Origin of the sequence: Gandjariella thermophila, assembly GCF_005405885.1 — a bacterium.
Taxonomy (GTDB): Bacteria; Actinomycetota; Actinomycetes; order Mycobacteriales; family Pseudonocardiaceae; genus Gandjariella; species Gandjariella thermophila.
In genome coordinates, this window is sequence record NZ_BJFL01000034.1 from 1 (window position 1) to 13,465 (window position 13,465).

General features: G+C 72.8%; 14 protein-coding genes. 10 read left to right on the forward strand and 4 right to left on the reverse strand.

Annotated elements, in window-relative coordinates; translation table 11 throughout:
* The first annotated feature begins 332 nt into the window (after positions 1-332).
* The 6 genes from FFT21_RS23300 to FFT21_RS23325 all read left to right on the forward strand — a co-directional run bounded on the left by FFT21_RS23300 (position 333) and on the right by FFT21_RS23325 (position 4,679).
* On the forward strand, positions 333-674 hold the full coding sequence (locus FFT21_RS23300; RefSeq protein WP_137816072.1) for a hypothetical protein: 342 nt from the start codon (positions 333-335) through the stop codon (positions 672-674).
* Between the two features lie 5 nt (positions 675-679).
* Complete coding sequence (locus FFT21_RS23305; protein WP_137816073.1) at positions 680-1,276, forward strand: hypothetical protein; 597 nt, start codon at positions 680-682, stop codon at positions 1,274-1,276.
* A 283-nt stretch (positions 1,277-1,559) separates the two neighbouring features.
* Positions 1,560-1,883 (forward strand): hypothetical protein, encoded by a 324-nt coding sequence (locus FFT21_RS23310; protein ID WP_137816074.1) that lies wholly within the window; start codon positions 1,560-1,562, stop codon positions 1,881-1,883.
* Complete coding sequence (locus tag FFT21_RS23315; RefSeq protein WP_192909706.1) at positions 1,884-2,480, forward strand: DUF3558 domain-containing protein; 597 nt, start codon at positions 1,884-1,886, stop codon at positions 2,478-2,480.
* Positions 2,481-3,878: a hypothetical protein gene (locus tag FFT21_RS28935; protein ID WP_153816574.1), complete on the forward strand. Its 1,398-nt coding sequence runs from the start codon at positions 2,481-2,483 to the stop codon at positions 3,876-3,878.
* 30 nt (positions 3,879-3,908) lie between these two features.
* Positions 3,909-4,679 carry an ESX secretion-associated protein EspG gene (locus FFT21_RS23325; protein ID WP_137816076.1) on the forward strand — a complete coding sequence of 257 codons (771 nt, stop codon included), beginning with the start codon at positions 3,909-3,911 and terminating at the stop codon, positions 4,677-4,679.
* Here the strand turns inward: FFT21_RS23325 and FFT21_RS23330 are convergent.
* Both FFT21_RS23330 and FFT21_RS23335 read right to left on the reverse strand, forming a co-directional pair.
* Positions 4,672-6,138: a sensor histidine kinase gene (locus FFT21_RS23330; protein ID WP_225978675.1), complete on the reverse strand. Its 1,467-nt coding sequence runs from the start codon at positions 6,136-6,138 to the stop codon at positions 4,672-4,674. The genes FFT21_RS23325 and FFT21_RS23330 overlap by 8 nt on opposite strands.
* A complete protein-coding gene (locus tag FFT21_RS23335; protein ID WP_137816077.1) occupies positions 6,135-6,821 on the reverse strand; it encodes a response regulator transcription factor in 687 nt (228 codons plus the stop codon). Before FFT21_RS23335 ends, FFT21_RS23330 begins: the two co-directional genes overlap by 4 nt.
* Before the next feature lie 136 nt (positions 6,822-6,957).
* Here FFT21_RS23335 and FFT21_RS23340 point away from each other — a divergent pair, with 136 nt between their 5' ends.
* Positions 6,958-7,377 carry a hypothetical protein gene (locus FFT21_RS23340; protein WP_137816078.1) on the forward strand — a complete coding sequence of 140 codons (420 nt, stop codon included), beginning with the start codon at positions 6,958-6,960 and terminating at the stop codon, positions 7,375-7,377.
* Here the strand turns inward: FFT21_RS23340 and FFT21_RS28940 are convergent, their stop codons facing one another.
* A complete protein-coding gene (locus tag FFT21_RS28940) occupies positions 7,378-8,577 on the reverse strand; it encodes a neutral zinc metallopeptidase (protein ID WP_153816575.1) in 1,200 nt (399 codons plus the stop codon). It abuts the gene before it with no gap.
* A 192-nt stretch (positions 8,578-8,769) separates the two neighbouring features.
* Positions 8,770-9,678 (reverse strand): neutral zinc metallopeptidase, encoded by a 909-nt coding sequence (locus FFT21_RS23355; RefSeq protein ID WP_137816081.1) that lies wholly within the window; start codon positions 9,676-9,678, stop codon positions 8,770-8,772.
* Positions 9,679-9,860: 182 nt separating this feature from the next.
* Here FFT21_RS23355 and FFT21_RS23360 point away from each other — a divergent pair, with 182 nt between their 5' ends.
* The 3 genes from FFT21_RS23360 to nudC are packed head-to-tail and all read left to right on the forward strand — an operon-like array spanning position 9,861 to position 13,465.
* Positions 9,861-11,144 carry a M16 family metallopeptidase gene (locus FFT21_RS23360; protein ID WP_137816082.1) on the forward strand — a complete coding sequence of 428 codons (1,284 nt, stop codon included), beginning with the start codon at positions 9,861-9,863 and terminating at the stop codon, positions 11,142-11,144.
* Positions 11,145-12,536: a M16 family metallopeptidase gene (locus FFT21_RS23365; RefSeq protein WP_137816083.1), complete on the forward strand. Its 1,392-nt coding sequence runs from the start codon at positions 11,145-11,147 to the stop codon at positions 12,534-12,536. It abuts the gene before it with no gap.
* Positions 12,533-13,465 (forward strand): NAD(+) diphosphatase, encoded by a 933-nt coding sequence (gene nudC, locus FFT21_RS23370; RefSeq protein WP_137816084.1) that lies wholly within the window; start codon positions 12,533-12,535, stop codon positions 13,463-13,465. The genes FFT21_RS23365 and nudC overlap by 4 nt, the downstream gene beginning before the upstream one ends.

Sequence of the window (13,465 nt, forward strand, 5' to 3'; positions counted from 1 at the left end):
CAACCGCGTCGACAAGGTGGTCAAGGACAGGGCGAATCGGCGATGATGACGCGGCAGGCATGGTCCCTCGTGACGATCAAGGCGTAGGAAACCTTCATGATCATCACGAGGGCCGTGCCGCCCGAGCATCTCCACGGCGTGTCGCCACCAACATCACTGGTCACGAAGGTCTACAGACGACTTTGCCGGAGCCCTGTCCCCAGCGTGGGCAGCCTGATCAATGAGTGGAGCAGCGCGGCTTCGAGTTCGAGAAGAATGGCGGCTGGAGCGCGACGGCGGGCGCCGCGCGGATCGCGCTGCTGCCCTCGCCGTGAGACCAAAGGGAGAGCGCGATGACCACGCCCGGTGCCGAACCTGCCGGGGACCGGACACCCGACCCGCGGGCCGCGCGGGTGGCGAACCTCAGCCGGCAGCTCGGGGACCAACTTCTGGCTGGGCAGACACCGCAACAACAGGCGATCGCCCGCCGTATCTTCGACGACATGCGTGCCGGAGCCGAGGTCGACCAGGTCAAGGACCTCATCGCCGAGTTGAGCCGAACCGCGACCGAGGACCAGCGCCGCCGCGACGGGCAACCGGCAACCCAACCACCGCGCATGCCCGCACGGAGTCCCCAGGCAGCCGCGGAGAACGAGGAGGAATGGGTGTGGAAATGGGACGGAAACGGTAGGTAGTCTTCATGATCCAGTCACTGACCTCGTTCACCGTCACCGCCCACTACGGTCGCGATGACACCACCTTCGACGTCCGGAGCGGCGACGGGTCCGGACCGGTAGCACGGGCGCACAAGGCCAGCGCTTTCGACAGCCGTGCCCCTTACCAGGTGCTCGTCGGCCCCCAACTCGACCAGCCCGCCGGGTTCGTCAACGCCTTCGGTGCCTGGACCACGGAGCGGACAAAGATCGGTACGGTGACCTCTGAACGTCGGCTGCTGGGGCGCAAACGGTGGCAGGTCAACCAGCACGACCTGCCTTCCCTCACCGGTGAGCCGATCGGCGCCAGCGCCGTGCGTTACAGGTTCCCGTTCTCGCTGGTGCTCACCAACACCGCCGCCGACAACGTCCTGCCCTTCAAGCTCACCTTCATCGCCCCCGGCTCGGACGGGTTCGTCGTCGCCCGCTCGGCCGGCGTGCGCGCACGCTTCACCGTCACCGTGCGCGACCCACGCCTCGACCGCCGGGTCCTCCTTGCCTGCGTGATCGCCCTCAGCCTCTACGAGTCCGCCGACCTCCGCCAACAAGTCGCCGACTTCACCGCAAACCCCTTCAAGGAGTAGCCAGTCGTCGCCACGCTAACTACAGATGACTCCGGCCGGACCTGATGCCAGCGCTGTGGCTGGACCAGGACGTGCTGAGGTCGTTGCCGGTCGCGCCGAGCAGCGTCCCGTCCCGTTCACCGTTGTCCGGACCGAGGAACCGTGAGCCGTCGCTCGACGTCGGAGCGTGTGACGAACCAGTAGGTCCAACCGACCCTTGCGGAGTCGGCGAGATTGCTATCCTGAGCCCGCGGCAACACGGACAGCGACCGTATGGCGTCGAGCAGCACGGAGGGGGCCGGTCGTGACAGCAGCAGGTGGTGGCTACCGCTTCGACCCGGACAAGGTCCAGACAGCGATCAACGAACTGAGGGCCATCCAGCACGGCTTGGAACACGAAGACATCCCCAAGGCGCAGTATTTACTGCAGACCAAGCCGCCGGGGACCGATCCGGCCACGCTCGCCTTCCAGTCGAAGATGCAGGAGTCTCACCAGCACCACTTGGGTGAACTTCGCAGCCTTTCGCAAAAGGTGAAGGTGCAGATCGAAAACCTCGAAGCCGCCATGCGGCAATATCACGAGACGGAGACGAGTAACCGGCAGGCGTTCAGGCAGAGGGGCGCATAGGTGCGTGTGAAGACGATGACCGCAGCCGCTTTGGTGGGAGCCGCGCTCGTGGCGGCGGGCTGCTCTTCAACGACGACGCCAGGCAGTGCGCAGCCCACTACGTCGAGTGCGGCGCTTCCTGCTGGGACGCCAAATGTGGCGCATCCGTTGGATACCACCAGATTCCAGAAGGACCCCTGCAGCCTGCTTACTCCCACTCAGTTGCGGCAATTCAATATGGGCGGTGCCACCGGCGAGGTCACACCCAATGCCCCAACGGGGCCTGCCTGCAGCTGGGGTAACACTGACGGACCGTCGAAGATGTCGATCAGTGCCGCGATCCTCACCTCAGGTCATGGTCTGGTGGATGTCTACAGCCAGAAGGACACGTACCGGTTGTTTCGGCCGCTTCCTGACATCGAAGGTTACCCTGCGGCCATCGCCTCGAGTGCTGATCCAGGCAGCGGTTACTGTTCCATCGTAGTCGGGGTGACCAACGAATTGGCCGTGAGCACTATTGTTCAGATCGATAACAGTTCGCCGGACTTCTCGAACCCATGTCCTCGGAACCAGCAGGTTGCTACGGACGTGGTGCAGACGTTGAAGGGGGGATCGTAGGTGGGGTTCGAAGACGCGTACCGTTCGGTCGTCGGCACGATCGACCGCGGGCTGAACCGGGCGGGGCACTGGGCCGGATCCGCGATCGGTCACGGATACTCGTTCGTCACGGGGGACAGGGCGGGCGGGCAGGCGGTCGAGCGTGCGATCGATCGCGCGTCCGACGTCGTGTTCTTCGACGGGAAAGTCGCTGGACTCGACCCTTGGCAGATCTATGACTGGTACCACGGTAAGAACGCGCGGGGTACGGGCGATTACGGCCATGCCGAGGCCGACCTGCGTGCCCTTGCCGACAAGTACCGGCAGTACGAGGATCACGCGCGCAGGGCGCAGGCCGCGTTGCAGGAGGGTTGGACCGGTCCGGCCGCCGAATCGGCCAAGCAGAGCGTCGCGCCGCTCGCGGCCACCTTCGCCGGTTTGCAGCAGCACGCGGTGACGCGACAGTCCGCGTACGGAGCGCAGATGCCTCCGTGGGAGCACACGAAGAACAGCGTGGTGGAGGTGCCGAAGCAGCCGCCGCAGGCGAATCCGCTGCTGCTGAACCCGGCGGTGCCGGCGGGCGTGGTCAGCACGATCGACACCGACCGGCAGATCGTCACCTACCAGCAGAACGCGCAGCAGAACCAGCAGGCGTTCACCGCGTACCAGCCGCCGACGCAGCAGAACGCCGCGTCGATTCCGCAGCAGGCGAACCCGGTCGATCCGGGGCAGAGCAACACCGGCGTGACACCGCCGCCCACCGGTGGTGGGGTGCCGACCCCGAGGCCGGTGTCCTGGCAGCCGGGTGCCGGCGGGACGGGCCGGACGTCGAGCGGGCGCAACACCTACTCGGGTGGCGCGGGCGGCGGAGCACCGCTGCCCGGCACGGCGGGCTACGGCGGTCCCGGGGACAGCACCAGCGCGGCCGGTTACCTGCCGCCGACGCAGGCCCCGGCCGCCACAGGTTTCGGTCCCGGTGGCGGCGCACCCGCAGGCGGCGGGGACGTCGGGCCGGGAGCCGGCTTCGGACCCGGGTTCGGGCCGGTCGGCGGGTTCGGCGGTCCGGTCGGCGGTGACGCCGGTTCCGACGGATTCAGCGGGCGGGGCGGGCGGCTGCCCGGTGCCGGCGGTGGACGACTCGGCGGCGGCGCGGGGAGCGGTGCCGGCGGTACCCGTGGTCCGGGGAACGCGGCCGGGCTGGCGGCCGAGGAGGAGGGCGTGCTCGGCCGTGGCGGTGCGGCGGGAGCCGCCGGCCGAGCCGGGGCGGCCGGACCGGCCGGCATGGGGGCCGGTGGCCGAGGTGGTCGCGGCGAGGAGGACAAGGAGCACCGCGCGGCGTCGTATCTGTCCAGTGAGGACAACGGCAACGAGATCGTGGGTGACCTCCCACTGACCGCTCCGCCCGTCATCGGCGAGTAACGCACGACCGTTCGGGGGGACTGACATCGCATGGTGGTGCGCCACCGGGTGACCATCTCCGTGCGCAGCTATGCCGCGGTCTGGGCCGCCGAAGAGCTGGGACCGCAGCATCCGGCGCTGCTCGCGCCGCTGCACACGGACGAGGTTCCGCCGCCCGAGCGGGTCCTGCAGGCCGGGGCGGAGCTGTCCCGTGCCGGGCTGTTCGACGAGCGGGCCGGCGGGCTGCACCCGGACCTGCGGCACACGTTCCGGCTGCTGGCCCGGCCCAGCGTCGAGTTCTACGGTTGGATCGTCACCCAGCGGCCGGCGGCGAACCTCTCCGCGCTGGCCGCCTGGGACGGCGACGGCGCCGTCCTGGCCGTGCTCGACGGCGACACGCTGACCCTGAGCCCGGTGCGGCCGGCCATGCTGGCCGAGGCGCTGGTCGACCGGCTTCCGCAAACCCCGCCCGCGCACGGCCGGTCGGTCACCGCCCCGGCGAACGAGCTGGAGACACAGCACGAGCCGGGCGCCGCGTTCGCCGGCACGACCGGTTCGAAGACGAGCAGCCCCGCCGCCAGGGCACTGCAGCGGCTCGCCGCGGCGCCGCGCACCGCGGCGGCCCAGCTCTACGTGGCCGCGCGGGACGGCGCCAGCCGCCGCGCCCGCAACCCCTACCCGTTGAACGTGCTCGATCTGCCGGACGGGCGCTGGTTCATGCAGCACGCGAACACATCCGGCCAGGTGTGGGTCACCGCGGCGCCGGCCAGTACGCAGTCGCTGGTGGCCCGGCTCGGCGAGATGCGCCGCGCCCTCAACTGACTGCGGGCGGGCGGAACACCGGCTGGGTGGGGATGTCCGGTAGCGGGATCGCCACGCGGAACACCGCGCCGGACTCGCCCGGTGGTGGCGCTTCGCAGGTGAGGTCGCCACCGTGTGCGCGGACGAAGCCCAGCGCGATGGCCAGGCCCAGCCCGGAGCCGCCGGAGCGGCGGTCGCGGGCCTGGTCCAGCCGGACCAGCCGGTCGAAGATCCGTTCCCGGTCGGCCTCGGGCACGCCCGGCCCGTTGTCCGCGACCACCATCTCGGCGAACGACCCGGCGCGGCCCACGGTGACCCGGATGCGGCCATCCGGGCCGGTGGCCTGGCGCGCGTTGTCCATCAGGTTGGCCAGCACCTGCGTGAGCCGCTGCGGGTCGCCGACCACCTCGACAGGCTCGCCGGCCACCTCGATGGTCATGCCCGGAGCCAGCAGCTTGGTCCGCTCCGCCTCGTTGTTGGCCAGCGTGAACAGGTCCACCCGCTCGTGCTGCAACTCCAGGCCGGCGTCGATCTTGGCCAGGGCGAGCAGGTCGTCGACCAGCCGCCCGGCCCGCTGCGCCTCCCGCACCAGCAGCAGCACCATCCGATCCCGCTCGTCCGGGTCGGCGTCCGGTCCGGACTGCAGTACCGCGTCGGCCACCGCCTGCAGGCCGGCGATCGGGGTGCGCAGCTCGTGCGCCGCGTCGGCGACGAACTGCCGGGTACGGGCCTCGGAGCCGCGCGACTGGGCCTCCGCGGCGCGGGCCTGTGCCTCCGCCGACCGCGCCTGCGCCTCGGCGGCCCTGGCCTGCCGCTCGGTGCCCTCCAGCGCGTCGAGCATGTCGTCGAACGCGGCGGCGGTGCGGCCCAACTCGGTGTCGGTGCGGCTGGGCGACAGCCGGCGGCCGCGATGACCACCGGCGATCGACCGGGCCAGGCTGGTCATCGCGTCCAGCGGGGCCAGCGCCATCCGCACGGTGAAGACCAGCACCGCCGCGGTCACCACCAGCGCGCCGATTCCGGTGGCGATCAGCACCCGGCGCAGCCGGACCTGCGCGTCGGAGATCACCGTGGTGTCGGCGGCCAGGGTGACCGTGTCACCGACCAACTGCCGGCCGGTGGTCACCACGAACTGCCGGGTCAGCGGGGGTGTGCCGGCGTTCTTCTCGGGCAGCGAACCGAACACCTCGCCGGTGGGCGTCACCACCTGCACCTGCACGCCCCGGCCGCGCAGCCGCAGCACGAACTGCTCCGGCGTGATGTTCTGCCTGGCCACTTGCTGGGCGGTGCGCACCCGGTCGTTCAGCACGGCCTGCGCGTCTCGGCTGGACTGCGCCGCGAAAACCTCGTCGACCAGGAAGAGCAACGCGACCAGCACGACGCCGAGCACGGCGATCACCGACACGGTGACCCGGCGGCGCAGCGACACGGTGCGCAGCGCATCGGGCCGGGCCCCCTCACGGCGCCGGCGGCGGATCACGTCTCACCGGGCCGCAGCACGTAGCCCAGGCCGCGCACGGTGTGCAGCAGGCGCGGCCCGTGCGCCTCCAACTTGCGGCGCAGCGCGCTGACGTGCACCTCGACCAGGTTCGGGTCGTAGTCCTCGTAGCCCCACACCGCGGTGAGGATCTGCGCCTTGCTGACCACCCGCCCGCGCTGCGCGGCCAGGTAGTTCAGCAGCCGCAACTCGGTGGCGGTGAGGTCGACCTTCTGGTCCCGGTAGAGCACCACTCCGGAGTCGGCGTCCACCACCAGGTCGCCGATCTGCACGGTGCTGGACGCCCGGCCCAGCCGGCGGAGCACCGCCGCGACCCTGGCCACCAGTTCGGCCAGCACGAACGGCTTGACCACGTAGTCGTCCGCGCCGCCGGACAGCCCGCGCAGCCGGTCCGGCACGCCGTCCCGGGCGGTGAGCACCACCACGCCGGCCTGCGTGGTCCGGCGCACCACGTCGAGCAGAGTGAAGCCGTCCCGCCCCGGCAGCATGAGGTCCAGGATGACCAGGTCTGGCCGGAACCGGGCCAGGTCGCTCTCCAGTTGCTGGCCGTCCGGCCGGCCGAGCACCTCGTACCCGGCGTCGCGCAGCGCCGAGTGCACCGCCGCGCGGATCGCGTCGGCGTCCTCGACCACCAGCACCCGTGCCGCCGTGCTCACGCGCCCCATTCTGCGTCTCTCCTGCTGAGGGTTGCCTGAAGGTCTTCGAACGTCGTGCCCCCTCCGGGCACCCAGCCTGCCAGCACCCGCGGCCCCGAGCGGCGGCGGCGTCCCTTCGGCCGGGGAGTTCTGCGACTATCGGGGGGTGGCAGTTCGACATGGTCCGCGCCGCTGGCTGATCGCGCTGGCGGTCGCGCTGGTGGCGGTGGGCGTGGCCCTGGTCGTGTGGTGGCCGGGGTCGGGCGGCGCGACGCGAACCCGCACGGTCAGTGCCACCGTGGTGGCCGCCTCGTCCTGCCAGGGTCCGAACGCCTACGACACGGTCGAGCTGACCATCGACGGCCAGAAGAAGCGCGCCCGGCTGGACGGGTGCGGCCATCGCGAGGGCGATGTGCTCAACGTGGACGTGCCCCAGTCGTCCGGAGGTGACCTGCTGGTGCAGCCCAGCGGCGCCGCGCCGGTCGGCAGCGGGGTCTCCGGTCGGCTGAGCGCGCTGCTGGTCAGCGTCGCCGCGCTGGCCGGCGCCGGCTACGTGCACCTGCTGCGCCGCCGGACCGCCGCGTAGCTAGCTCACCCAGCCGTCCGGCGCCTTCCACGTGTTGCACTCCGCGGTCCGGTTCCGCCGCGCGCCCTGCAGGATCCAACTCTGCACGTGGGCGCCGCTGCCGTGGTCGGCGCTGGCGGCGATGCCGTTGTCGTCGCCGCGAGCGGCGCCGTCCCGCACGGCCTCGTCCAGCATGGTGCGGCTGACCGAGCCGCGGCCGGCCGCGGCGGCCCAGAACATGCCGGCGAAGCAGTCGGCCTGCAGCTCGATCCGCCGGGATATCCGCAGGCCCTCGACGGTGTCCGGACCGGCGTCGTCCCGCTGGTCGTGCGCCGCGCCGAGCACCCCGGCGAGTCGCTGCACGTGATGGCCGTACTCGTGGGCGAGCACCGAGAGGTAGATGCCGGGACGCGCGCCGTACTGCTCGGTCTGCAAACCGTCGAACGGCAGGTAGACGGTGTCGTCGGCGCCGCAGTAGAACGCCGCCCACTCCTCCGCGGTGCCTGATCCGCAGGCGCTGTGCCACTCCCGGCCGGTCGGGAAGGCCAGCTTCGGCTCGTTGAACGGCAGGTTCGCGGCGCGCAGTACCGGCTCCCAGGCCCGGTTCAGGCAGGGCAGCGCGGCCTCGAAGAACGCCCGCGCGGTGGCCGGGTCGCTCCGCCAGCGGGGTAACACGCAGGTCACCGCGGGGAGCTCGTGGTCGCCGACGAACAGCGGGTTGTCAGCGGTGGCGGGCACCGGGGTCGGCTCGGCCGGCGCGGGGTCGGTGGTCGCCGACGGCGTGCCGCGCGACGGCCGCGCGACCGCTCCCGGCGCGCCGGACGCGGAGCCCGACGGCGCCGAGGACGGCTCCTGCGGGACCGGGGAAGTCTCGGCGGTCGGCCGGAAGATCGGGCGGCCGGGGTCGGCGGCCTGGTGGTGCGCGGCCGTGGCCAGGCCGGCCAGCCCGGCGAGCGCGGCACCGATCAGCACGACCGCGCACAGCCCCACCGTGACCAGCGCGCCGGCGGTGCCTCGTCGCCGCGGTGACCGGGACCGCGCCGCCCGCCACTCCGGCCGCGGCGCGGGCGGTGGCGGTGTGGGTGTGGATAACGGCATCCGGCGGGTCGGCGGGTAACCGGGCGGCGGCTGCGGCGGAGGCGTGGCCACCGGGCCGGGCGGCGGAACCGGCGCGTGGTGCGGCCGCTGCCCCGGCGCCGGCCGGCGCGGCGGCTGGTTCACCCGCCGCCCCCGCACACCGCCGCGGTTCGCCTCATCGTCCGCGTACCCCCCGTCACGCCGATCCCCCGACCGCAACCGATCCGACCGCCGAGCATATGCCGGTTCCGTCGCCGACCGCCCGGCCTGTCCGGAAACCGCTGGCCGTTTGCCGTCTGGGCACGGCGGCGCCGCAGCCGTGCGGCATAACGGTGATCAGCTCACCGCGTCCGGTGCCGCGGCCCAGGTGTTGCAGTCCGCGGGGCGGCCGGAGACGAACCCGCGGTCCGCCCACTCGCCCTGGTGCTTCGGGGATCCGTGGGTGTTGTCGCCGGCCGGTTCGGCGACGGCGTCGTGGAAGTCCCGGTCGGCCTGCTGTGCCAGGGAGCGGCTGATCGACCCGTGCCCGCCGGCTGCGGACAGGAACACCCCGGCGAAGCAGTTGGCCTGCAGCTCGATCCGCCGGGTGAGTTCCAGCCCCGTGGCGGAGCGCTCGCCGGTGCCGACGATCCGCTGGCTCGCGGTGGTCAGCATGCCGCTGAGCAGTTGCACGTGGTGCCCGTACTCGTGGCTGAGCGTGGCGAGGTGGGTGGGTGCCTGGCCACCGCCGTTGGCCAGCCCCCGGCGCGTCGACATGTAGATCGTCTCGTCGCGGCCGCAGTAGTAGGCCACCGCCTCCGCGTCCGGGGCGCCGCCGCAGGCGCTGGCCGGCAGGTCGGCGGTGATCCGCAGGTTCGGCGCGCGGAACGGGATGTCCGCCGCCCGCAGCACCGGCGCCCACGCGTCGTTCAGGCAGCGCACCACGGCCTGGTAGTAGGCGGTCAGCCGGTCGTCGGAGCGGCCGAACGGCGGTAACGCGCAGGTCACCGGGCTGGCCGCCAGGCCGGCCGCGAGCAGCGGGTTGTCGCCGAGCGGCGCGGCGGTGCGGGGCGGCGCCGACCCGTGCGGACCGGCCGGCGCGGACGGGTTCACCCGCGCGGTGCCGGCGACCCGCGCCGGCTCGACGGTGCGGCCGACCAGCCCGACACCGAGCACCACGGCGAGCACCGCGAGCAGCGCCACCGTGATGCCGACCGGCGTGTTGCCCGTGCCCGCCGGATGCGCGGCGTCCTCCGGTGTGTCCAAGCGAATCCTCCCCCGGGGGTCCCCCGAGGGGACCGGTTTGCGCCTGTGGACGGTCTATAGGAGTACTCCGGGGAGCCGCCGGCCACCAAACGCATACGCAAGGACCCCGCGGGGCATTTTCGTCCGGAGTCCGTTCCGGCGTGGGCCGACGGATCGTCGCGGCGAGGCCGTAGGCTGCGGACATGGCCGCACCCGCACCGCAGAGGTTCACCCTCCCGAATGGACTGCGCGTGGTGCTTGCTCCGGACCGCAGCGCACCCGTGGTCGGCGTGAGCGTGCACTACGACGTGGGCTTCCGCTCCGAACCCGAGGGCCGCACCGGCTTCGCTCACCTGTTCGAGCACCTGATGTTCCAGGGCAGCGAGAGCCTGGAGAAGCTCGCGCACTTCCGGATCGTGCAGTCCTCGGGGGGCACCTTCAACGGCTCGACCCACCCGGACTACACCGACTACTTCCAGCTTCTGCCCGCCGCGGCGCTGGAGCGGGCGCTGTTCCTGGAAGCGGACCGCATGCGGGCCCCGAAGATCACCGAGGAGAACCTCCGCAACCAGATCGACGTGGTCAAGGAGGAGATCCGGCTCAACGTGATGAACCGGCCCTACGGCGGTCTGCCGTGGATCCTGCTGCCGCCGATCCTGTACCGGACGTTTCCCAACGCGCACAACGGCTACGGCGACTTCACCGACCTGGAACAGGCCACCGTGGACGACTGCGCGGCGTTCTTCGACGCCTACTACGCGCCGGGCAACGCGGTGCTCACCGTGACCGGCGACTTCGCCGTCGAGGAGGCCACCGCGCTGGTGGAGAAGCACTTCGGCGACGTCCCGGCCCGCGAGGTGCCGCGCCGGCCGTCGTTCGCCGAACCGGCGCCCACCAGCGAGCTACGCGGCGAGCACGCCGACCCGCACGCCCCGCTGCCCGCGCTCTCGGTCGGATACCGGCTGCCGGACCCGGTCACCGACCTGCCCGGCTACCTCGCCTACGTGGTGCTTGCCGGGGTGCTCACCGACGGCGACGCGTCCCGGCTGCAGCAGCGCATGGTGCACCGCGAACCGCTGGTCACCGACGTGAGCGCGGGCTGCGGGCTGTTCGGCACGCCGCTGGACGCCCGCGACCCGGACACCTTCACCTGCACCGCGATCCACCCGCGGGAGGTGCCGGTCGAGCGGGTGGTGGCGGCGCTGGACGAGGAACTGGATTCGCTGGCCGCGGAGGGCCCGACGGCGGAGGAGCTGGCCAGGGTCACCGCGCGGTGGGCGTCCAACCTGCACCGCGAGCATGACCGGATCATCTCCCGCACCCTGGCCCTGGGCTCGTTCGAGCTGCTGCACGGCCGGGCCGAGCTGGTCGGCGAGCTGCCCCGGCTGATCGCCGGGGTCACCGTGGACGCGGTGGCCGCCGCGGCCAAGAACATGCGTCCCGACACCCGTGCGGTGCTCACCGTTTCCCCCGCCGGAGGTGCCTAAGTGACGGACTCGACCGCCGACACCGCGACGCGGACCCACCGCGGCGCCGAGGAGATCGGGCGGACGCCGCTCGGTCCCCGCGAGCTGCCGCCGCTGGGCGCGCACGTCGCCGCCATCGAGCCGCCCACCGTGGACGTGGTGCTGCCGAACGGGCTGCGGCTGATCGCCGTGCAGCGCTCCGCGGTGCCCATGGTGGAGCTGCGGCTGCGCATCCCGTTCGCCGGCACCGACCCGCTGCACGCGGCCAGGGCGGAGCTGCTGGCCAGCACCATCCTCACCGGCACCGCCCGCCGCAGCCGGGTCCAGGTGGACACCGACCTGGCGCTGGTCGGCGGCGAGTTGGACGCCGCGGTCGACCCGGAGCGGCTGAGCGTCGGCGGGCACGCCCTGGTCAGCGGGTTGGACACGCTGCTGGACGTGCTGGCCGACACGCTCACCGGCGCCGCGTACGCGGACGAGGAGGTGGACCGGGAGCGCAGCCGGCTGCTGGAGCGGATCACCGTGGCCCGCTCGCAGCCCAGCGTGATCGCCCGCGAGGCGCTGCAGCGGCACCGCTACGGCGACCACCCGTTCGCCAAGGAGATGCCGCAGGCCGAGGAGGTCGCCCAGGCCACCGCCGAGGACGTGCGGGAACTGCACCGGGCGGCGGTGCTGCCGCGCGGCTCGGTGCTGGTCCTGGTCGGCGACATCGAGCCGCAGCGGGCGGTGGACGTGGTGGGCTCGGCGCTGGCCGGGTGGAGCGCCGACGCGTCGGCCAGCGTGCTGCCCCCGCTACCGCCGATCACCGGGGGTGACATGCTGCTGGTGCCTCGGCCGGGCGCGGTGCAGTCGCAGCTCCGGCTGACCGCGCAGGCGGTGCCGCGCACCGACCCGCGCTACCCCGCGGTCCAGCTGGCCAACCTGGTGTTCGGCGGGTTCTTCTCGTCCCGGCTGGTGGAGAACATCCGGGAGCAGAAGGGCTACACCTACAGCGCCCGGTCCTACCTGGAGTTCACCCCGGACGGCGCGACCGTGCTGATCGACGCGGACACCGCCAGCGAGGTGACCGCGGCCGCGCTGCTGGAGACGCGCTACGAGCTGGGGCGGCTTGGCCTGGTCCCGCCGACCGAGTCTGAGGTGGACTCCGCCCGCCGGTACGCGACCGGTTCGCTGCTCACCGCGACCGCCTCGCAGACCGGTCTGGCCGCGACCCTGGCCGGGCTGGCCCAGGTGGGGCTCGGTCCCGAGTGGCTGCGCGACCACCCGGACCGGCTGGCCAAGGTCACCGTCGAGCAGGTCGCCGAGGCCGCGCTGGAGTTCTTCCCGCCCAGCGCGGTGACCGGGGTCGTGGTCGGCGACGCCGAGCGCCTCGCCCCGCAACTGCGTGCCCTCGGCGGGGTGCGAATTCCGTGACCCGCTGCGTCGAGGCGACGCCGTTCGAGCTGGGTGCGCCGCCGGCGCTGTCCCGGTCCACGGTGGACCGCCAGGAGCCGCTCCGGGATGACACCGCGCACCTGGGCGAGCTGTGGCGCGAGGGGCGGCTGGTGGTGGTGGACCCGAAAGGCCGCGCGCCGGCGCGGGAGCGGCCCGGCGCCGTGGGGCTGGAGTTCCGCTCCGCCGCCGAGTTCGCCCCGGAGTTCGACCCCGCGACCGCGGTGTTCCTGGGCGAGCAGGACGGCGCCGGCTTCTGGGCGGTGCGCACCGACCAGGAGCACCCGGACTGGCCGGAGCTGCGGTTCGGCGGGCACCTGCTGGACGACACCGGCGCCGGCCTGCTCACCACGGCCGTGGGCCTGCTCAACTGGCACGAGCATTCGCGGTTCTGCGCCGTGTGCGGCGCCCGCACCGAGGCGGCCCGGGCCGGCTGGGCGAGGGTGTGCACCGGGTGCGGCCGGGAGGAGTACCCGCGCACCGATCCGGCGGTGATCTGCCTGGTGCACGACGACGACGGGGTCAACGGCTCCCGGGTGGTGCTGGCCAGGCAGCCGTCCTGGCCGCCGCGGCGGTACTCGGTGCTGGCCGGGTTCGTCGAGGTCGGCGAGTCGCTGGAGGCCACCGTGCGGCGGGAGGTCGCCGAGGAGGTGGGCATCTCGGTCCGCGCGGTGCGCTACCTGGGCAGCCAGCCGTGGCCGTTCCCCCGCTCGCTGATGGTCGGCTTCGCCGCCGTCACCGACCGGGACGCGCCGCTGCACCCGGCCGCGGGCGAGATCGAGGACGCCCGGTGGTTCACCCGCGACGAGGTGCGGGCCGCGATGCACCACCCGACCTCGTCCGACCTGCGGCTGCCGATGGGCTCCTCGATCGCGTGGCGGATGCTCGAGTCCTGGGTCGCCGCCTCCTGA